The sequence below is a fragment of the Archangium minus genome (assembly GCF_044360475.1).
GTDB classification, from domain to species: Bacteria; Myxococcota; Myxococcia; order Myxococcales; family Myxococcaceae; genus Archangium; species Archangium minus.
Map to the genome: position 1 here is coordinate 175,564 of NZ_CP043494.1, position 19,733 is coordinate 195,296.

At 68.8% G+C, this 19,733-nt stretch carries 20 protein-coding genes; 10 read left to right on the forward strand and 10 right to left on the reverse strand.

Translation table 11 applies throughout. The features are described from left to right. The first annotated feature begins 157 nt into the window (after positions 1 to 157). On the forward strand, positions 158 to 814 hold the full coding sequence (locus F0U60_RS00785) for a site-2 protease family protein (RefSeq protein ID WP_395812874.1): 657 nt from the start codon (positions 158 to 160) through the stop codon (positions 812 to 814). Here the strand turns inward: F0U60_RS00785 and F0U60_RS00790 are convergent. Then, positions 811 to 2,331: a Fic family protein gene (locus tag F0U60_RS00790; protein WP_395812876.1), complete on the reverse strand. Its 1,521-nt coding sequence runs from the start codon at positions 2,329 to 2,331 to the stop codon at positions 811 to 813. The genes F0U60_RS00785 and F0U60_RS00790 overlap by 4 nt on opposite strands. A 352-nt stretch (positions 2,332 to 2,683) precedes the next feature. On the opposite strand from F0U60_RS00790, the gene F0U60_RS00795 reads away from it, so the two are divergent. From F0U60_RS00795 to F0U60_RS00810, 4 genes are read left to right on the forward strand one after another with little or no spacing between them, the layout of a single operon-like run. Further along, a complete protein-coding gene (locus tag F0U60_RS00795) occupies positions 2,684 to 3,220 on the forward strand; it encodes a hypothetical protein (protein ID WP_395812878.1) in 537 nt (178 codons plus the stop codon). Beyond that, a complete protein-coding gene (locus tag F0U60_RS00800; protein ID WP_395812880.1) occupies positions 3,217 to 4,227 on the forward strand; it encodes a M28 family peptidase in 1,011 nt (336 codons plus the stop codon). Before F0U60_RS00795 ends, F0U60_RS00800 begins: the two co-directional genes overlap by 4 nt. After that, on the forward strand, positions 4,224 to 4,757 hold the full coding sequence (locus F0U60_RS00805) for a hypothetical protein (protein ID WP_395812882.1): 534 nt from the start codon (positions 4,224 to 4,226) through the stop codon (positions 4,755 to 4,757). Before F0U60_RS00800 ends, F0U60_RS00805 begins: the two co-directional genes overlap by 4 nt. Positions 4,758 to 4,815: 58 nt before the next feature. Further along, complete coding sequence (locus tag F0U60_RS00810) at positions 4,816 to 5,397, forward strand: Uma2 family endonuclease (RefSeq protein WP_395812884.1); 582 nt, start codon at positions 4,816 to 4,818, stop codon at positions 5,395 to 5,397. A 7-nt stretch (positions 5,398 to 5,404) separates the two neighbouring features. On the opposite strand, the gene F0U60_RS00815 is transcribed toward F0U60_RS00810, so the two are convergent. Further along, positions 5,405 to 6,334: a TIGR02266 family protein gene (locus F0U60_RS00815; RefSeq protein WP_395812886.1), complete on the reverse strand. Its 930-nt coding sequence runs from the start codon at positions 6,332 to 6,334 to the stop codon at positions 5,405 to 5,407. A gap of 86 nt (positions 6,335 to 6,420) precedes the next feature. Then, a complete protein-coding gene (locus F0U60_RS00820) occupies positions 6,421 to 7,773 on the reverse strand; it encodes an RtcB family protein (protein WP_395812888.1) in 1,353 nt (450 codons plus the stop codon). 196 nt (positions 7,774 to 7,969) lie between these two features. Between F0U60_RS00820 and F0U60_RS00825 the strand changes: the two genes are divergently transcribed. Both F0U60_RS00825 and F0U60_RS00830 read left to right on the forward strand, forming a co-directional pair. Next, complete coding sequence (locus F0U60_RS00825; protein ID WP_395812890.1) at positions 7,970 to 8,269, forward strand: hypothetical protein; 300 nt, start codon at positions 7,970 to 7,972, stop codon at positions 8,267 to 8,269. 124 nt (positions 8,270 to 8,393) lie between these two features. Next, positions 8,394 to 10,721 (forward strand): PAS domain S-box protein, encoded by a 2,328-nt coding sequence (locus F0U60_RS00830; RefSeq protein WP_395812892.1) that lies wholly within the window; start codon positions 8,394 to 8,396, stop codon positions 10,719 to 10,721. 3 nt (positions 10,722 to 10,724) lie between these two features. Here the strand turns inward: F0U60_RS00830 and F0U60_RS00835 are convergent, their stop codons facing one another. After that, a complete protein-coding gene (locus F0U60_RS00835; protein ID WP_395825918.1) occupies positions 10,725 to 11,354 on the reverse strand; it encodes a tetratricopeptide repeat protein in 630 nt (209 codons plus the stop codon). A 279-nt stretch (positions 11,355 to 11,633) separates the two neighbouring features. Between F0U60_RS00835 and F0U60_RS00840 the strand changes: the two genes are divergently transcribed. Both F0U60_RS00840 and F0U60_RS00845 read left to right on the forward strand, forming a co-directional pair. After that, positions 11,634 to 12,008 (forward strand): sigma factor-like helix-turn-helix DNA-binding protein, encoded by a 375-nt coding sequence (locus tag F0U60_RS00840; protein ID WP_395812894.1) that lies wholly within the window; start codon positions 11,634 to 11,636, stop codon positions 12,006 to 12,008. A gap of 205 nt (positions 12,009 to 12,213) precedes the next feature. Further along, positions 12,214 to 12,750 (forward strand): DUF2059 domain-containing protein, encoded by a 537-nt coding sequence (locus F0U60_RS00845; protein ID WP_395812896.1) that lies wholly within the window; start codon positions 12,214 to 12,216, stop codon positions 12,748 to 12,750. 10 nt (positions 12,751 to 12,760) lie between these two features. Here the strand turns inward: F0U60_RS00845 and F0U60_RS00850 are convergent, their stop codons facing one another. The 3 genes from F0U60_RS00850 to F0U60_RS00860 form a co-directional block, all read right to left on the reverse strand. Continuing rightward, entirely contained in the window at positions 12,761 to 13,219 is a 459-nt protein-coding gene (locus F0U60_RS00850) for a PaaI family thioesterase (protein WP_395812898.1), read from the reverse strand. Positions 13,220 to 13,222: 3 nt separating this feature from the next. Further along, positions 13,223 to 13,672, reverse strand: coding sequence for a PaaI family thioesterase (locus tag F0U60_RS00855; protein WP_395812900.1), 450 nt, complete (start codon positions 13,670 to 13,672; stop codon positions 13,223 to 13,225). A gap of 85 nt (positions 13,673 to 13,757) precedes the next feature. Next, the gene (locus F0U60_RS00860) at positions 13,758 to 15,197 is read right to left on the reverse strand and encodes an ArnT family glycosyltransferase (protein WP_395812902.1); all 1,440 of its coding nucleotides are present in this window, start codon (positions 15,195 to 15,197) and stop codon (positions 13,758 to 13,760) included. A gap of 336 nt (positions 15,198 to 15,533) precedes the next feature. Between F0U60_RS00860 and F0U60_RS00865 the strand changes: the two genes are divergently transcribed. Continuing rightward, positions 15,534 to 16,964 (forward strand): hypothetical protein, encoded by a 1,431-nt coding sequence (locus F0U60_RS00865; RefSeq protein WP_395812904.1) that lies wholly within the window; start codon positions 15,534 to 15,536, stop codon positions 16,962 to 16,964. Here the strand turns inward: F0U60_RS00865 and F0U60_RS00870 are convergent. The 3 genes from F0U60_RS00870 to F0U60_RS00880 are packed head-to-tail and all read right to left on the reverse strand — an operon-like array spanning position 16,961 to position 19,726. After that, positions 16,961 to 17,893, reverse strand: a complete 933-nt coding sequence (locus F0U60_RS00870; protein ID WP_395812906.1) for a tetratricopeptide repeat protein — start codon at positions 17,891 to 17,893, stop codon at positions 16,961 to 16,963. The two genes, F0U60_RS00865 and F0U60_RS00870, sit on opposite strands and share 4 nt — an antisense overlap. A gap of 4 nt (positions 17,894 to 17,897) precedes the next feature. After that, a complete protein-coding gene (locus F0U60_RS00875; protein WP_395812908.1) occupies positions 17,898 to 18,374 on the reverse strand; it encodes a hypothetical protein in 477 nt (158 codons plus the stop codon). A 2-nt stretch (positions 18,375 to 18,376) separates the two neighbouring features. Then, positions 18,377 to 19,726: an ATP-binding protein gene (locus F0U60_RS00880; RefSeq protein ID WP_395812910.1), complete on the reverse strand. Its 1,350-nt coding sequence runs from the start codon at positions 19,724 to 19,726 to the stop codon at positions 18,377 to 18,379. Between the last annotated feature and the right edge of the window lie 7 nt (positions 19,727 to 19,733).

Consider the following 19,733-nt stretch of genomic DNA (forward strand, 5'->3'; position numbering starts at 1 on the left):
TGGGCCAGATGGCACTGGCTCTGGGATGCTCGGTCGCCTGGCGCAGGGGATCTATACCCTCACCCCGGCCCTCTCCCAGAGGGAGAGGGAGGTCGCCTGGCGGCTTGTTTGCCGGTTGCGTGGCGCAGCCCTCTTTCCTGCTTTATGTGAGAGCCCGATGCAATCCCAGCTCCTCCTTGAACGGGCGATGATGCTGATTCCGCTCGTTCTCTCCCTCTCCGTCCATGAGTTCGCCCACGCCTGGAGTGCGAGGCTCCTCGGAGACGACACCGCCGAGCGCATGGGCCGTCTGACCCTCAACCCTCTCGCGCACATCCATCCCATCGGCACGCTGCTGCTGCCGCTGCTCGGCATCCCTTTCGGCTGGGCCCGTCCCGTGCCCGTAGATGCCACCCGCTTCCGGCGGGACATCCCCATGCGCACCGGGTGGATGATCACCGCTGCCGCCGGGCCGCTCTCCAACCTGTTCCTGGCTGCCGTGAGCGCGCTCGCCTTCGGTCTGACGATGCGCTGGGCCCCGGACTTCCTCCTCGCCAACCCGGGTCTGCGCTCGCTGCTCGGCATCATGGTGGTCATCAACGTCGTCTTGGCCCTCTTCAACCTGCTGCCGGTGCCTCCGCTTGATGGCAGCCGCGTCGTCGAGGGGCTCCTGCCCCAGCGGCTGCTCGGCGCCTGGCAGCGGGTCCTCGCGCTCGGACCGGTGCTGCTGATCGGCATCCTGTTCTTCGGCGGCCGGCTCATCCAAGGGCCTAAGGACTATGTCGTCGGGCTCATGGAGCGGCTCATCTTCGGCATCGCCACCATCGGCATTTAGCGAGGGCCCCCAAAGGGCAGCAGGTACTCCTGGACGAGCTGCTCCAGGGCTTGCAGCTCGTCCTCGGTGAGGGTGCTGAAGTACTTGTCCCGCTTGGTTGGCGACAACCGGCCTCCGTTCTGGAGACAGAACTGGACGAAGCGGTTGCGCATCGTGTCCGACATCTCGACGACGTTCTCCATCTTCTCTCGGGCTTCGCGATAGCGGACGACGAAGTCCAACTCCTCGCGAAACTCCGTGCGGATGGTTTCCTCGGTCCAGCGGTAGAGATCCTCGGCCATCCGCGTGAAGTCGATGTAGCGGTAGAAGCCGCCCGTTTCTTCCTTCACCGAGAGGCTCCACGCCTCGTTCGTTTCGTACTTCAGCCGGGTCATCAGTGGCTTGGAGAACGACTCGAGGCAGGCATCGTACTCCCCCCGTTTCTGCAGCATGACGGCGGAGATGGGAAAGATGAGCCCCTTGGGAGTGAAACCGGCACGCGACAGGATGTAATGGATGAGCATCCGGTGGAGCCGTCCATTTCCATCCTCGAAGGGGTGGATGAAGACGAAACCAAAGGAGATGGCGGCCGCATGGACGATGGGCTCCACCTGGGACGCCGTCATCCGCTCCAGGCAGGACAGCAGTCCGCTCATCAAGCGGGGAACGTCCTCGGGACGCGGCGGAACGAAGTGGATCCGCTGACGCATTCCCACGGATTCACCGACGTAGTTCTGCTCCTCGCGATAGTCATGCTCCCCAAAGCGCGGCTCCACGATTACGTTCTGCATCTGGAGCAGGGCGGCCTTGTCGAGGGAGGTCCTGTCGGGTAGCTCTCCCAAGAGGGAAACGAAGCGCGCGGCTCGCTCCACGCTGGGCTTCTCCCTCTCGATGTCGAACGAGGAGCGTGTCTCCTTCGTGTAGAGGTAGCTGACGGCGCGGCGTAAGGCATCCTCGTCGTAGGACGCCACGATTTGCTTCGCCTCCTCGGCGAGCCGTTTCGCCTCGAACGCCAGGAGCGTGGGCGTCCGGCGCACCATGGGACAGAAATCCACGTTGCCCAGGAGATTGTCGAGCACCCGGTGTCTCCGGCTTCGCTCGGGGGTTGCCGTGTAGTAGCGCTCGGGGTCGAGCAACTCGATGTAGTTGCCCTGGGTCGCGTCCTCCAGGGGCAACTGGCGCCCCATGAGGAACTCGTAGAGAAACCACAGTCGGCGTGTGTACTGCCCCGTGGGCCGCTCCTGGATATGGCGGCACAAGTCGTTCACGAAAGACGTACCCTCCGTTGCGCGGAACAACGCGGCGAGCACTTCCAGCGAGACCCCCTCGTGTTTGAGGGCGAATTCCAGGTGGGAGAAGAGCGAAGGGCCCGGGTCGTAGGCGCTTGGATAGACGGCGATTTCGCGTCCCTCGCTGAGGTGCACGCGCTTGCCCGACACCTGTGCCCAGGAGGAGAGCTGGTGCGGAGGGATGACACCGAGGCGGTAGTCCTCGATGACTTTCGCGTACCCGATGGGAGTGCTCCCGGACGAGCTCACTCTTGAACCCCTTGATTTCATGTGTGTGTAGAACCTACACGCATGGACCTGCAACCAAGTGCAGGCCCTGTAGCTCCCTGTAGAAGTCGATAGCTGGAGGCGTTCTACTCAGTTTGCGTTTAAACGCGTGTAAAAACCGTTAGAAACGGGGTCTGTCTCTTCAAAACCGTTACGGCTTGGGAGTCACCAGAGCGGCGGAAGACCGCCTGAGTGTCCCCCGGCTGGAGGGGACCCGAAGGTGCGCGGAGAGCACCTGCGCTCTCCGAAAGAAGGCCGCCGTGCGCCCAGGCAAGGTTCGAGCTGTGGTACGCGACAGGACTTACTCCAACTGGCTGAGAGCGTGCCCCTCCTCATGCGACCCTGGTTGTTCCTTGCCACTGCGCTCCTTCTCCCCGGAGCCGCGGCTGCCGGACAGGATGTGTCCCTCGGCGCCACCGCTGTCATCCTCACCAACGGTGGTGCCTATAACGTCGCGGATCCCCGCTTGGGTCTCGAGGCCGCCTATGCGTACGAGCTCGGCCCCTGGCGTCTGGGCGGCGGTCTGCGCTGGCTCCCCGCGGGGCCTGGCTCACTGCCGCTCGAGGTCTACGCCCGCGCCCTGCTCTCCACGCGCCTCGGCGTCTGGCGACCCGCCGTGGGCCCCGAGCTGGGTCTGAGCGGTGCCCCTGTTGTCATCCCGCCCCGAGGTGGCTTCCCCGAGGACCACTCGCAGCAGCAGACCGAGCAGTTGGGGCCCGCCTACCTCGCCCTCCACGCGGAGCCCCTGCGCTTCGCCTTCCGCCGCTTCACCGTGAGCGCGCTCGCACTCCAGTGGGGCACCAGCCTCTCGGCGCCCGGCGCCTCCCTTCGTCTGCAGCTCGGCCTCGTCCACCTGGGGGTGTCGCTGTGAGAGCCCTGTCCGCTGCGCTCCTGTTTCTCGCCGTGAGCTCCTGCTCCTCGCGGCCCTCCGTGGACGAGTCCGCCGCCGCGCGTGCCGGAGACTTCGCCGCGGGCGTGGAGAAGTCTCGCCTGCTCTCTGACGTGGACGCGTTGGTTGAAGCCCACCTCACGGACACCCCGCTTGACTGTGCGCTCTTCGATCCCTCGGAGATCGACACGGAGCGCCGGCCCGTGTGCCACCTCACTCGCGACAAGGCCCGCCAGTGGGTGCGCGAGCGCTTCGAGTCGCTCGGGTACACCGTCACCACGCATGACACCGAGGATGCGCGCTTTCCCACCACCAACCTCATCGCCGAGCTGCGCGGCACCGAGCACCCCGAGGAGGTGGTGGTGATTGGCGCCCACTACGACGCCTACTACTCGGGGGCGGACGACAACAGCTCGGGCGTGGCCGCCATGATGGAGATGGCGCGGCTGGCCGCGGGCAAGCGCTTCGCGCGCACCGTACGCTTCGTGGGCTTTGACCTCGAGGAGCTCGGCCTGGTGGGCAGCACGCGCTATGTGCAGACGCACCCGGAGGAGCGGATCATCGCCTCCATCGTCTTTGACTGCATCGGCTATAAGGATCCACGTCCCGGCGCTCAGCAGAGCTTGCCCGGCTTCCCCGTGCCCTCCACGGGGGACTTCCTCGCCGCCATCTCCAACGAGCCGTCGCGCCCGCGCCTGGAGGAGCTGTACACGCTGGCCACCCGGATGGGGTACGGGTTCGTGCAGGGCGTGGTGTTGCCGAACGAGGGCTCTGGCCCCGCCTCGGGCAACCTCATGCGCAGTGACCATGCTCCCTTCTGGCTGATGGGGCAGAGCGCGCTCTTCCTCACCGACACCGCCAACTTCCGCAACCCGCACTACCACCGCGCCACCGACGTGCCCTCCACGCTCGACCCGGACTTCCTCACCGACGTCACCCGGCTGTCCGCCGCCGGGCTCTCCTTCTGGGCGGGAGGTCCCCTGCCATGACACCCACGGCGCTTCTCGTGCTCTCCGCGCTGGCCACCTCACCGGCTCCGTCCGAGGTGCCCGTACCCTCGCGGCACCAGCTCTCGCTGTACGCCCGCTCGGGGGCGTCGGCGTACCTGTCGCCGGTGCGCACCCAAGGGGGACTGGGCGGCGGCTTCGGCCTGCGCGACACGGTGGACGGGCGGTGGTTGCTCCAGGTGGATGCGAGCGGCCTCACGGGCCTGGGCTCGGTGCTCGCGGTGCGGGTGGGCGCGGGCCTGCAGTGGCGGCACCCGGAGGGCTGGGCTCCCGCGGCGCTGGTGAGCCTCACGGGCCTCTTTGGGGACAGGATGGAATTCCTCAAGCCCGAGCACCCGGCACCTGTCGGGGGGCCCTCGCTGGGACTGGGGCTGACGCTGGCGCCCGCGCGCTTCTCGCTGGGGGGCGCGCAGGTGTCCGTCCTCGAGCTCGGCGTGGGCGTGGGCACGGACAGGTCCGGGCTCGGCCTGCTCTACGGGCTCACCCTGCTCGAGGTGGGCGTGGCGCTGTGAGTGGGGTGGACGCCCTCGCACGGTCGGCACTACCTTGAAGAAGCAAGGAGGCTCGGCCATGCACTCCCCGGACATTCTCGAGAGCGGGCTCGTGGCTCCGCGCCGCTTCCGCCTCGACGAGTACCACCGACTCATTGATGTCGGAGTGCTCGGCGAGGATGAGCGCGTGGAGTTGCTGGAGGGGGTAATCGTCGAGATGACGCCACAGGGCCGACCTCATGCGCTGGTGATTTCCCGGCTCAACCGTTTCATGAGCCGAGTGCTCGGGGAGGCCTACAGCGTCCGCCCGCAGCTCCCGCTCTCGCTCGGTGACGACAGTGAGCCGGAGCCGGACCTGGCCGTCGTTACCCGCCACGAGGAGGAGACGGCTCAGGCGCACCCCCGCTCCGCGCTGCTCGTGGTGGAGGTGGCTGACGACTCGCTGCGCAGGGACCGGTTGCTCAAGGGCCGCATCTACGCGCGCGCCCGCGTGCCCGAGTACTGGGTGGTGGATGTGACCGGCCGCGCCATCGAGGTGTACTCCGACCCGGACGTGGACGCGGGCCGCTATCGGACGATGCGCACCCTCGGAGTGGGGGAGATGCTCTCCTGCACGACGCTGCCCGGGCTGTCCCTGCCCGTGGCCGAGCTGTTCGCCTGAGAGCCGCTCAGTCCGGGAAGAACAGGGGCTCGCGTGTGGCCACGAAGTCGGAGATGGCCGCGGCCAGCTCCGGCGGCAGGTGGGTGAACTGCACGCCCATTCCTGGCATCAGCTCGGGCGTCTTGTCGTTCGCCTCGCGCGTCCAGCGCACCACCCCTGTCACCTTCATCGGCCGGCCTCCCGGCAGCGTGAAGTCCAGGTCCACCGTCGTCCCGCGCGGCACCGTCTGGACAGTCGCCACGAAGATGCCGCCCTCGCTGATGTTCGTGGTGAAGCCCGTGAAGAAGTTCGAGTCGCTGTTCAGGTTGATCGTCGCCTGCAGGTGCACGCGCGACGAGCGGGAGCCCAGCGGGCGTGGATCGGGAATGGTGAGGTTTTCCTGCTTCGGCAAGGCCGCCTGGCGCGTCGGAGTCGTCCGATGGGACTGCGTCGCGGGAATCGTCTGGGCCGCCTGTGCCGCCGCTGCCGCCCGGGCCGCCGCCTCGCGCTCGCGCTGGGCTCGGGCTGCCGCCTCCGCCGAGCGCTTCAGCCCCGCTTCCGCCTCGCTCAGGTCCTGCTGGGCCCGCGTGTTGAGCAGCTGCAGCGCTTGGAGCGCCTTCTGGGCATCCTGCGCGGCTCGTCGCCGGGCCTCCAAGGCCTCGTGGCGCGCCGTCAGGGCTCGCTCCCGAGCGTCCTCCGCGGAGCTGGTGTGCACGGAGGCGGATTCGAGCCGCGCGCTCGCTCCGCGCACGTGCTCGTCCGCCTGGCGCTCGGCGGGCACCCGCGACACCTGCTGCCGCAGCTCCTCGAGACGGCGGGAGAGGGACCCCGCTTCCATGGCCGCTCGGTTGAGCTGATCCGCGAGCCGCGCCTCCTGGGTTGCTAGCTCGGCCTCTGAGCGGGCGAGCTCGGCTTCTCGGTTGGGTGGCGGAGGCGGGACAGGGGACGGCACGGTCATCTTGGCCGTCTACTCTAGCGCGCTCCCGCGGGGGCGACGAGTGGGGAAGACCCTCACCCCAGCCCTCTCCCAGGGGGAGAGGGAGATCAGTCGGCGCCCTTGATGCAGGCGATGGGCTTGAGGCGCTTGGCGACCTTCGCCAGGCCTGCCATCTCCACCGTCTCCAGCACGTCGTCGAGGTTCTTGTAGCAAGGCCCCGACTCGTCCAGCGGCGTCGTCCGCGTGTTGAGCAGGATGCCCGCCTCTGTCATGCGCCGGTCCGTCTCGGACTGGTTGAGCACCCGCCGCGCCTCGCCTCGCGACAGCCGCCGCCCCGCTCCATGGTTCACCGAGTAGATGGACTGCTCGGCCCCATGCTCCGCGAAGAGGATGGCGCTGCCCGTCTCCATGGAGCCTGGGATGAGGATGGGGTGCCCCGTCTTCTCCCACTGTGTCTTGCGCAGCGCGGGGTGCCCGCCTGGGAATGCGCGTGTCGCCCCCTTGCGCGCCACGAACTTCCCCGCCTCCTTCTGGATGAGGTTGTGCGAAATCTCGTAGTAGATGTCCGCCGTCCCGCCGAACACCTCCTCGAGCGCCGCGCACACCGCCTCGCCGATGATGAGCCGGTTGGCCACCGCGAAGTTGGCCGCCATGTTGTGCAGGTTCCAGTACTCGCGCCCCAGCCGGCTCGACGCGTCCAGCCAGATGAAGTCCTCGCTGCGCTTGCCCAGCCCGAGCTCCGCCGCGCCCTCGACGAAGTAGTGCTTCGCGATGTTCCACCCGAAGCCCCGGCTCCCCGTGTGCAACATCACCCACACGCGGCCGTCCTCGTCCACCTGCATCTCGGTGAAGTGGTTGCCCCCGCCGAGGCTCCCCAGTTGATCTCTCTTCTCGTACGCGCGCTCGGGGATGTCCACCCGGTCGTCCTCCACCGGGATGAAGTCGCGCTCCGTGGTGGAGGCGCCGCGGCCCAGCGCCTTGGCCCCGTGACGCACCACCTCGGCGAAGGTGCGCGTGTCGATGCGCCTCTGCTTCTGCACCCGCGACGCCCCCACGCCCACGGCGATGCGCTTCGTTACCTCGTCAATCCACTGGCGGCGCTTGGCCTTGTCCGCCACGTCCTCGACGGTGAGCGTCGTCTTGAGCTGCACCATGCCACAGCCGATGTCGTACCCCGCCGCCGTGGGGAGCAGGATGCCCTCCGTCTCCACCACCGTGCCGATGGGCACGCCGTAGCCCACGTGGCAGTCCGGCGTCACCGCCACCCGCGTCACTCCCGGGAACGAGGCTGCGTTGACAACCTGATCAAACACCCCCTCTTCCAGACCCGGCAGCTCGGGGCCCTCGCCCCACAGCAGCTTGTCCGAGAGAAACAGGTGGGCGTCCACCTTCATCGTCTTGGTCTTCGGCAGGACGTAGTGCCCCTCCGCGACCTTCTCCAACCTTTGCGTCCAGCTCATGACCTCTCCCCCTGGATGGGTTCAACCGCAGGCAGCGACGAAAGCTTCCTCTGGAAGCTGACGAACAGAGCGGGGGGCCCGGCTTGCAACCGGTCAACGCCTGCTCCCTGGTGAATGTTGAGCCCCGGGCACCCGCAGTTGCCCCTTTACTGAAGAATTCCCATTCCTTTCCTCGGAGCTTCAAGGGGGTAGGGAGATGGGGATTCTCGGAGCGTTGCTGGTGGCTGTGACTGTGAACGCGGGGCCTGTGGATGTGAAGACGGCGCCGGTGTTCAACCCCTCTATCTGCGCCAAGAAGCGCGTGGATGCCTGTGGCTGCCACCATGTCTACGGTGTCCGCCACTGCCACCCCAAGCGCAAGAGCGAGCACTGTGAGTCCATGGCTCAGGTGAACGAGCCGTCCGAGAAGAAGGCCACCCGGGTGCGTGACTTCTTCCCCACCGAGGTGGAGACCGCTGCCTCCGAGCAGGAGCCGCAGGACTTCGCGGCCCTCTGAGCGCAGTTCAGGACCTGAGGGTCCTGATGTCTTCCGGGCGCTTCGCTCCGTCCACAGGGTCTGCATCAGGCCACTTCCGGGGAAAACTCAACGCGTGTCAGCGTCCCGGTGGAGGTTCGACTCGGTGACCAGCGAAGCACGGGGGGGGTGGCCCGCGGGCCGGGGCGAGATGGCCGAGCGCATCCGCACCCACGACTGGGCGGCGACGCCACTGGGGCCCGTGGAGCATTGGCCGCTCAGCCTCCGGGCCATCGTGGACATGGTGCTGCCCAACGGCTTTCCCATGGTGGTGCTCTGGGGCCCGCAGCTCGTCCAAATCTATAACGACAGCTACCGGGCGCTCATGGGCCTCAAGCATCCGAAGGGCCTCGGGCAGCCCACTCACCAGTGCTGGCCCGAGACGCGGCACATCACCGCGCCCATCTACGAGCGGGTGTTCGCGGGCGAGACGAGCACCCTCGAGGACGCGCTCATCCCCCTCATGCGCTCGGGCAGGCTGGAGGACGCCTGGTTCACCCTCTCCTTCAGCCCACTCCGAGACGAGTCTGGCCACGTCGCGGGCGTGCTGGTGACCGCCCTGGAGACGACCGAGCGGCACCTGGCCGAGGTGGCACTTCGGGAGAGTGAAGCGCGCTTTCGCTGCCTGGTGGAGCCCTTCGCGCAGGCAGTGTGGGAGAGCGATACTCAGGGCCGAGTGGTCGCGGACTCGCCGAGCTGGCGTGCGTACACCGGGCAGACGGTGGACGAGTATCTAGGCAACGAGTGGAGGGAGGCGATCCACCCCGACGATCGGGAGGACACCCTGCGGATGTGGCGAGAGGCGGTGCGGACCGCCTCTCCGATGACGGCCGAGTTCCGCCTGCGGGGCCCTGACGGGGGTTGGCGCTGGACACACGTGCGGACCGCGCCGCTGCGAAACGCGGATGGGTCGGTGCGCAAGTGGGTTGGGATGAACGTCGACATCACGGCGCGCAAGCAGGCCGAGGCGGCACAGCGTGAGAGCGAGGAGCGCCTGCGCGTGGTGGTGGAGGCCGCGGAGGCGGCCACGTGGGAGCTGGATGTCGTCACCCATCGCGTGACGTCGGATGCGCGTCACTCCGCCTTCCTGGGTCTGCCGGCGGACGTTCCGCTCACCCTGGAGGCCATCATGGCAGCCATCCACCCCGAGGACCGCGAGAAGACCCAGCGCGCCATCGCCGCGGCCCTCGCCGGCGAGAACGAGGGTCGCTACGTCATCGTGCTGCGCACGGGCGGCGTTCAGGGGACGCCGGTGCGCTGGCTGGAGGGATGGGGCCAAGCCTACTTCGCCCCCGATGGCAGGCCCTTGCGCATCGCGGGCATCACGGTGGACGTCACCCAGCGCAAGCAGGTCGAGGAGGCGCTGCGTGAGAGCGAGGCGCGCTACCGGACGTTGTTCGACTCCATCGACGAGGGCTTCTGCATCCTGCAAGTTCTCTTCGACGCGGAGCAGCGGCCGCTCGACTGCCGGTACCTCGAGGTCAACCCCGCCTTCGAGCGGCACTCCGGCATGCGCGACGTGCTCGGAAAGACGTTCCGTGAGCTCGTGCCGGGCATTGAGCCCTCCTGGATCGACACCTACGGCAGGGTCGCGCTGACGGGCGAGCCGACGCGCTTCGAGGGCCTTGCCTTGTCCATGAGCCGGTGGTTCGACGTGTATGCCTTCCGGATTGGCGAGCCACACGAGTGCAAGGTGGCGGTCCTCTTCACCGACGTCACGGCGCGCAAGCAGGCCGAGCGGATGTTGCGCGAGCGCGTTGATTTCGAGCGCCAGCTCATCGGCATCGTGTCTCACGACTTGCGCAACCCCCTCAATGCCATCCTCCTGTCGGCGACGATGTTGATGCGCCGCTCGGGGGTGGATGCACGCAAGGAGGGGGCCTTGCGGTGCGTGTTCGACGCAGCCGAGCGCATGCGGCGCCTGGTGCGCGACCTGCTCGACTTTACCCAGGTGCGGATGGGGCAGGGCCTGCCGGTGAAGCGTGAGCCCCTGGACCTGCACGCCCTTGTCCACAAGGTGGTGGACGAGGTGTTGGCGGCCTACCCCGAGCGAGAGGTGGAGGTGAGGGCCGAAGGCGAGGCCCGGGCCGCTCTCGATGCGGACCGCATCGCGCAGCTGCTGGGGAACCTGCTCTCCAACGCGCTGGCCTACGGCGCCGCGGGCAGCCCCGTGTGCGTGACGACGCGTGACGAGGGCGCCCACGTGGTGTTGGAGGTGCACAACCGGGGCGAGCCCATTCCGCCCGAGAAGCTGGAGCGGCTGTTTCAGCCGCTCGAGCGGGGAGCCCAATCGCCGGCTCACGCCTCGCGCAGCATCGGCCTGGGCCTCTTCATCGTGGACAGCATCGTGCGCGCCCACGGGGGCCGCATCCGTGTGCACTCGACAGCCGGGGAGGGCACCACCTTCTCCGTGCTGCTGCCGCGCGGCGACTGAGGTTTACCCCTCGGGCGAGACCGTGACTTCCAGCGTGAACTCCCTCGACATCACCCGCTCGAGGTCATCCACCTCATAGGCCGTCAGCGGCGTGCGCGAGGACACCACCACCCAGCGCGTCCCCGGCTCGGCCCTCATGGCCAGCGTGTTCCCCGAGAGCCTTCGCACCTCGGCCGGTGAGGGCCGTATCGCCGCGGGCGTGGCCGGCGCCGGTGGCAGGGCCAGCCGTCCCGGCACGTTCGCCTGCCGCGTGTGCAGCTCCACCATGTCCCGCTTCTGCTCGGGGATGCGCGAGGGCGGTCTGGAAGGCGCGGGCGGCGGGTAGGTGGGTGACAGTCTCGCCAACGCTTGCGCCACCTCCGTGTCCCTCGGGTCCAGCTCCAGCGCCACCTTCAACGCCGCCCGGGCCCGCGCCTCGCACCCGAGCTGCAGCAACAGCTCCGCCGCCGTCCGGTACGAGCTGATGGCCTTCTGTCTGTCTCCCGCCCTCCGCCAGGCTTCGGCGTGGCGCACGTACAGGTGGGGATCCCCGGGCTCCAGCTCGAGCAGCTTCCCGTAGGTGCGCGCGCAATCGGCGAACCTCCGCCGCGTGTACAGGTCCAGCGCTTCCTCTTTCAGCTCCCTCACGCCCATCACCACCCCCGACACCGCCCCGAGTCCCACGCTCGCCAGCCCTGTGCCCTGCGAGTACAAGCACGGGCTGTGCCGCTGATCCGCTGAAACCCTGCGCTCCTGGAACGAGCCTTCCGTTTGGGCCCCGTCACTTCGGGTGTTCTCCTCCTGGCAGACTCCTCGGGAAGACCGTGCCTTGGAGATTGAATTCCAGTGATTCCCTGCGCTCGCAGGATTCCTGGACCCTGTAAGAAAGGACGAGAGCCTGGTTCCAGTCTGTAATCCCGTCAGGGCTTCCCCATGTCCCACTCCGCCTCCGCTTCGCTCGCCAGCCTCTTCGTTCCTCATCTGCGGCCAGCGGCCCAGGCCTACGCGGAGCTGCCCTCGCTGGAGACGGTGCTCACGCAGGTGCTCGCCGAGGCCCTCGCCGCGCTGCCCTCTCGCGAGCGCACCGTGCTGCGCCTCCACCTGGTGGAGGGGCTGAGCCTGGAGCGCATCGGCACCGTGTACCGGACCCACAAGTCCACCGTCTCCCGCTGGCTTGCCCGGGCTCGTGAGGAGGTGCTCGCCGGCACTCGCTCCCGGCTCGCTTCGCCCACTTGTCCAACAGTCAGACAAGTTGTGGAAGAACGAGCCCGGAGGGTCTCCTGCTCTGGATTCATTCGGGCTCCCTGACGGGACTTCAGGACGGGCCCTCTTTGTCCCAAGTGGAGGACTCCTTCTACGGGCGCGGTACGCGGGAGGAATAAGGCCCACGCGTTGCCCACGCGAGCGTACATCGTGATGGTGCGCCCGTGCTGAGCCGACGGGAGCCCCCTCTTTACGAGTGCGTAGGAGGGGAGGCTATCGTGGAAGTCCTCTCGTTGTGGAGGGCTGCTCCTTGCGCTCCTTCAAATCCCGGGTGTCCTGGCGGTGGAGTCTTCTGGCTGTCCTCGTGGTGGGCTGCGCGCACTCGGGGGCAGGCACGACCGAGGCTCCGGCCGCGGCCTCCGAGTCCTCCGCGGCCAAACTCCGCAAAGAGCAGAAGGTGCGCCAGCTGATGGCGCTCACGGGGGCGGAGGACACCGGCCGGCAGATGATCGACATGATGACCGGCCACTTCCAGCAGATGTCCAAGATTCCCCCGGGCTTCATGGAGAAGTTCCGCGAGATGGCCGCGCAGGAGTCCATCGTGGACCTGCTGGTGCCCGTCTACATGAAGAACTTCTCCGAGGAGGACCTGGACGCGGCCATCGCCTTCCATGGCTCCCCCGCCGGCAAGCGCTTCCTCGCGGCCCAGCCGGTGCTGCTCCAGGAGGCGAAGGCGGTGGGTGAGCAGTGGGGCGTGCGACTCGCGGAGAAGACGCTGCAGGCGCTCGCGGAGGAGGCGCGCGAGCAGCAGAGCGAAGCCGTGAGCCACGAGGGTCAGCAGCTGTAGGCCCGCGGGCTCACGACAGCAGGAAGAGGGCGTTGGCGCTGGCGATGGGCTTGCTACGGTCCTCCTGCCAGGCCTGCACCTGGAGGTTGGCCACGCGCCGGCCGAGCCGGGTAATCGTGGCCTTGGCCAGCGTGTCCTGCGGCCTGCCCGAGCGCAGGAAGTCCACGGTGATGGAGATGATTTTGGGCACGCGCTCCTCTTGGGTGCGCAGGAGCAGCTCGAAGATGGCGGCGGACTCGAGCAGCGCGCCCAGCGTGCCCCCGTGCAGCGCGGGGAGGGAGCTGTTGCCAATCAGCATGGGAGCGAAGCGCATGCGGCACAGCACCTCGCCCGTGGTGTTCTCCACGCCGATGCCCAGGAAGCGCGTGTAGGGGATGACGTCGGTGAGCAGGCGGTACTCGCCCGTCTGGCGCACCTGGCGGAGGATGTCGGCGATGCGGGTCGGCTGTCCCGGGGGAGTGCTCTCCATGGCTCAGTCCTCCACGATGATGAAGGTGCCCTGCGCCGAGGCCACCGGGTTGTTCACGTCTCCGTGGTGCGCGAGCGCTCGCACGAAGGCCACCGCGCGGGTGAGCTTGTAGCACTCGGCGCGCGCCAGCAGATCCTTCCCGGGCGTGGCTGGGTGCAGGTAGTCGATGCGCAAATCCAGGGTGGCGATGCGGGCCAGGCGCGCCATCTTCGAGAAGACGGCGATGCCGCACGAGGCGTCGATGAGCGTCGTCACCGCGCCCCCATGCAGCACGCCCGTCTCGGGGTTGCCCACCAGCTTCTCCGAGTAGGGCAGCCGCACGGTGGCCCCCTCTTCCCCGAGCTCCACCACGCGCAGGCCCAGCTCGCGGTTGTGCGGGACGGAGTCGCTCATGAAGCGGTTGATGCTCTCCATCATCTGCTGCGTGTCGTGGAACGCGTCGTCGCTCGCCATGAGACAAGAGGGATAACAGCTTCACCCTTTGGCCACCGGGCGAATCGTGCCCCGGTGTCGGCCGGAGGGCATGGGGACGAGGGGCTCAGGGCCGGCGCAGCAGCCGCCAGCGGCCGTCGCGGCCCACCTCGCGCCAGGCCGGGTCGCTCACGGGCGCTCCGTCCGCGACGAAGGCCACGCGGGCCTCCGAGGGGCCTCCCGGAGCGAGTTGGGCACCCAGCTCGGTGAGGCGCCACGGCGACCAGCGCCGCTCCACGGCGAAGGCGGCCACGGTGGTCCACTCAGCGCGCGGGGACACCACGAGCACGGAGGCTCCGGGGGGCACGTCCGCGAGCGCCGGGGCGAGCACCTCCGAGGCCGCGGGGCACGGTCGGGGGAAGAGCAGCCTTCCCGCGCCCGCCGCCGAGGCCCCTAGTACAACGAGCGCCAGCACGGCGAGGCAGAGCTGGGCCCGGCATGCGCGCTCGGGGGCCGCGAGCCGTGCCTCCAACCACGGTCCCACGCCCACGCCCACGAGCATGGCCAGCAGCGGGAAAGCGACGAGCGAGTGGTTCCACACCTTGCGTCCCGGGATGCAGAGCGCGGTGAGGATGAAGAGGCTCGCGAGCAGCAGTACCCAGGCGGAGCGGCGGACCCCGGCCGCATCACGCGTGCCCTCGGGAAGCAGCGCGCGGAAGGCTCGCGCGGGACGGCCAAGCGCCAGCACCCCACCCGCGGCGAGCAGGGGCAACCCGGGCCAGAAGCGGCTGACGAGGGTCCTGAAGGGGATGTACCAGGAGAGCTGCCCATCGGTGCGCTCGCCCGCGGCGGAGGCGAGGACCTGATGGCGAACGTAGCCCTCCCACCAGTCGGCGTGGGTGAAGAGGAAGAGCACGGTGGGCACGGTGGCGGCGATCCCCACGAGCGTGCCGACGACGAGCACCTTCCAGGAGCGCTCGACGAGGGCGCGGGCGACGGTGGCTCCAGCGAAGGGCAGCAGGCCGAAGGGGCCCTTCACGGCGCAGGCGCCCGCGGCGAGCACGCCACAGACGAGCCAGTCCCGAGCACGCGGCACGCCGAGCAGCGGGGCCACGGCGGAGGCGGTGGCGAGCAGGAGGAGGAGGGGCTCGAGGAAGGGGTGGCCGCCGCGGATGAAGAAGCCATCGGGGAAGGCGAGCACCAGCATGGCGGTGACGCCGGCCCAAATCCCAGCGGCGCGACGGGCGACGAAGCCGGTGAGGAGCAGGGTGCCCAGGGAGAAGGCGGCGCACAGCGGGCGCAGGGCGGGCTCGCCGAAGAGCCGGATGACGAGTGCGAAGGGCCAGAAGCCGAAGGGCAGGTGCTCGAAGAAGCGTGGGTGGACGTCGGGGAGGTAGCGGAGGGCGAGCCAGGAGTCGTCCTCGACCATGTGGCGGGAGACGACCTGGTAGAGCTGCGAGTCCCCGAGGTCGGTATGGGGCCACCAGGTAGCGGTGGTGAGACCGAGGAAGATGAGCGCGGCCCAGGCGGTGGGGCCCGGGAGTCGCGAGGGGGCGGAGGAGGACATCGGGGCGGAGCCCTCATACCGCAGCGCGCCCGGACTGTCCCCTCCGGCGCCGCCTCCCTCCTCCAGGGATATGCGAGCGGACCCCTCCGGGCGCGATACAGGTCCGCGCCAAACGCGCCCGGGAGGCCCTCCTCTCTGGGGTGAGCGCATGAGCGGACCCACGGATGCGGGGGTGAGTGCCTCCGGGTGCTGTCCGACCAGGCGGGCGACTCCGTGTCCTGGTGAACCCTGGTGTCTTCCCGTCAGGGAGTGCCGGGGGCTTGCCCCGTGCACAGGCTTGCCAGCGCGGAAGCCGTGAGGCTCTCGCTGTGCGTCGCACTGGAGGGGGGAGAAGACATGAAGCGAGGAACCTGGAAGGGGTGTGCCCTATCGTTGCTGCTGGCGGTGGGAGGGGCCGCGTGTGGCGGGACGGTGTGGGAGGTGCCGGAGTCCGAGGCCCCCGTGCGGGTGGAGCAGCAGGCGCGTGAGGCCGGGAGTCCCACTGGCGCATTGCGATGGGCCCAGCTGCTCTCCGGACCCGACGACAACACCGGGAGCATCGTCAGCGACAGGGAGGGCGGCTTCCTCGCCCTGGTGAACTTCACCGGGAGCATCGACCTGGGTGGGGAAACCCTCCAGGCTCCGGGTGGCGCGTCCAGTGTCGCGATGGCGCTCGTGCGCTACGACGTCCATGGACGCCTGCGCTGGGTGAAGGTCTTCGGCGCCGAGGCAGGCGTGCCGGGCAGTGTCATGGGCTTCAGCCATACGGTGGACCGGCACCGGAACATCATCCTGTTGGTCGATACCTACGGCGTGGACTTCGGGAGCGGACCGGTGGCGGGCCGGTACCTCGTGAAGCTCGACTCCCGCGGAGGCCTGCTCTGGATGCGCACGCTCACCCTGCGGGGCTTCGCCGGGGTGAGTCGCATCGTCACGGACCGGGAGGACAACATCGCCGTCGCGGGTGAGTTCGCGGGCGTGGTGGACTTCGGACTGGGTCCCGTCTCCTCCAAGCAGCTGCCGGAAGACCGCTTCTCCTCGAGCGCCTACCTCGCGAAGCTCTCCCCCGAGGGGCGGACCCTGTGGATGTTCGTCGACTCGGAGAACCAGAGTCAGGGCTTCGGCGCCGCCGCGGACAGCCAGGGCAACCTCCTGCTGTGTGGCACGGTCTTCGTCGACCAGACGGAGCCCTTCGTTCTCATGCTCTCGCCGGAGGGCCAGGTGCGCTGGGTGCGGCGGTTGGATGGGGCGCTCGGGTTCGCCTGGAGCGTGGCCACGCACGGCAACCGCGTTGTCGTTGTGGGGACGTTCGCGCTCACCTTCTCCTTCGCGGGGCGCACCCACACCGCGAGCCCCAATGGCGGCATCCTTCAGGACGCCTTCGTCGTCGCCTTCACCCGGAATGGCGAGGAGCGCTGGGCCTCGAACTTCGGCTTCAGCGCCGACGACGTCGCCATGGACGAGCAGGATGGCGTGGTGGTGGCGGGCAGCTACGAGGCGGGCAGCGATCTCGGCGTACTGGGGCCGCTGCCTGGCAATCCGGCGACCCTCGCCAATGTCTATGTCGCGAAGTTCGACCGCGTGACGGGCGAGCCGCGCTGGTCGCGAGGCTTCGCCGCGAGTGGTGAGGACTTCGGCTCACCCGGGCTCGAGGACGCCTCCGTCGCGGTGACGAAGGAGGGCCACTCGGCTGTGTTGGGCCAGTTCACCAGCACGCTCACGGTGGGCTCCGAGGTGTGGACGGCCGAGGGGCGCTCGGATCTCTTCCTGCTCGGCTTCGAGCGCTAGAAGCGCGGATCCAACCGCACCGTCGCGAGCTCCTGGCGCACCATCCGTTGGAAGAGGGCGGGGCCCACCCACGTGTACATGGCGAGGCCCAGCCACACGACCTGGATGATGGAGGCGAGACCGGGCTGCTCCAGGTCATTCGCGGCGAGCGTGGCGAAGCGGTAGAGCACGTACGCGCCCAGCAGCACGAGCGTGCTCTTGCCGTCGCCCAGCGAGCCCATGAACATCGCGTAGCGCCACCACAGGCCGAGCAGCAGACTCTGGCGCGCCTTGATGCTGGCGAGCAGCCGCAGCGAGCCCTCGTCGGTGGCGTCCTGACGCAGGGCCCACAGCGCATGCTCGCGCGCATCCTCGACGCGGCCCTGGCGCAGGTGCACCTGTCCCATGAGGACGAGCGCCTCCTGGAACTCGGGCCGCGCGGTGAGGGCGTCGCGGGCCCACTGCTCGGCGCGCTTCACGTCTCCCCGCTCCAGCGCGTCCTCGCCGAGCGCCACCAGCGTGTCGGGCTCGTCGGGCGCCAGGGAGAGGGCCCGCTGGAGCACTTCGCGCTTGCGCTCCTTCTTGCCCGTCAGGTCGAAGAAGCGGGCCTGGAGGCGGAGGTTGCTCGGCTCATTGGGGTCCAGCTCCAGCAAGTCGTTGAGGTGCCGCTCGGCATTCTTGAAGCGCCTGCGCGCCATGGCCACGGAGGCCGCTGCGGCGTGGGCCAGGGGGAGCAGGGGCTCCTGGGAGAGGGCGATGCTGGCCTCGTGCTCGGCGGCGTGCGGGCGCTTGAGGGACAGCAGCACCAGCGAGAGCAGGGCATGGGCCTCGGCGTCTTCCGGCTCCGTGGAGAGGGCGCGGCGCAGCGTCTCCACGGCGCCGTGATTGTCACCGCGGGCGATCTGCACTCGCGCGTAGTGAAGCCATTGGTAGGAGGGCGTGTCACTCATGGCGTCACCCGAGCAGCTCCAGAAGTATCTTGTTGCCGCCGGTGAGCGAGAAGAGGACGGAGGAGCCCAGGACGATGCTGGCCACCAGCACGAGCACCCCGTTGCGCACCACGCCGCCGTAGTACTCGTGCAGCGCGAAGCTGCGCTGTTGGAGGTTGAAGAGGACGTAGCCCATGGCCAGCTTCCAGACGGTGATGCTCACTGCGGCATAGGGCTTGGACGTCTCCGTCAACGCGCCCTGTGCCAACAGCGTGTTGAGCAGGAGGATGAGGAGCAGCGTGCCCGGCACCACCAGCAGCGCGAGCACCAGCTCCTTGATGCGCGAGGTGCTGCCCAGGGCGAAGCCATTGAAGACGAACCACGGCAGGCCGAGCCACACGCCGGCCATCATGGTGGCCAGCAGGGGGAACACGGGGTTGACGACGAGGTGTCCCAGGGTGCCGGGGCGGGGCTCGTCCTGGATGCGGTAGGTGGCGCTCATGCTCAGGACTTTCCGTGGGCCTGGAGGAAGGCCAACACCTCGTCGTACTGGCCGGCGTCGTTGGCGTAGCGCGCGTAGTTGCGTGCGGTGGTGAGCCACTCGAGCGCGGTGGGTTTGACCTCCTTCAGGGCGGCCTTGAGGTCCGCGGAGGAGATGGGCACCTCGCTGCCCTGCTCGAGCGAGCGCTCGATGGCGGCGTCACTGGCCGTCTCCACCACGTTGGCCAGGTCCGCGCCGGAGAAGGTGCTGGTGTGCTTCACCACGAAGCCCAGGTCGAGCTGCGCCTCCTGGGGCCGGTCCTTGAGCAGGAGCTTGAGAATCTCCTCACGGGCAGGGGCGTCGGGCGGGGGGACGAAGAGGACGCGGTCAAAGCGGCCGGGGCGGCGGAAGGCCGGGTCGATGGCCCAGGGCGTGTTGGTGGCGCCCAGAATCAGCACACCCCCGTTGTTCTGCGCGAAGCCATCCATCTCCGCGAGGAACTGACTGACGAGCTTGGCGCTGGTGCCCTCGCGGCTGTACTGGCGCTTGGCGGCGAGCGCCTCCAGCTCATCGAAGAAGAGGACGGCGGGCGTCGTCTGGCGGGCCTTCTCGAAGAGGGCGTGCAGCTTCCGCTCCGACTCGCCGATGTACATGTCGAGGATGTCGGAGATGGCGATGTTGTAGAAGGTGGCGCCGCACTCGCCGGCGGTGGCGCGCGCGAGCAGCGTCTTGCCACAGCCCGGCGGGCCGTAGAGGAGGATGCCGCCGCCGGCCTTCTTCCGGAAGCGCTCGAAGAGGCTGGGCTTCTGGAAGGGCAGGATGATGCGCTTGCGAATCTGCTGCTTGATGTCTTCCAGGCCGCCCACGTCGGCGAAGGTGAGGGGCTTCTGCGGAGGCGCGAGGACGCGGTCCACCTCGTTGGCGGAGGTGTCATCGTTGGAGATGACGCGCAGGCGAGGGCCACCGGACGCGGCGGGCTGCACGTCGCGCACGGTGGAGGTGAACTGGGCCAGGAGGTCCCGGTCCTCCAACGTGGGGTTGAGGGCCACGGCGCGCTGGTAGGCGGTGCGGGCTTCCTCCTTGCGGCCGAGCGCGGCGAGGGCGCGGGCGGACAGCAAGGCGGCCTCGGCGGCCGGGTGGTGGGTGCAGAAGAGGAGGGCGCGCTCGGGCTCGCCGGACTGAAGGAGGGCGCGGGCGGCGTGGAGCCTGTCCGACTCGGAGAAGAGGTCCGGAGCGAGGTCACCGAGGATAGCGCGCGCTTCCTTCACTTCATTGCGATCCAGGTGGGCCTTGAGCACGAGCCCGCGCAGCGGTCCGTTATCTGGGCTCGCGGCGAGCGCGGCCTTGAGAGAGGCGAGCGTGGTGTCATCCATGGCGGAG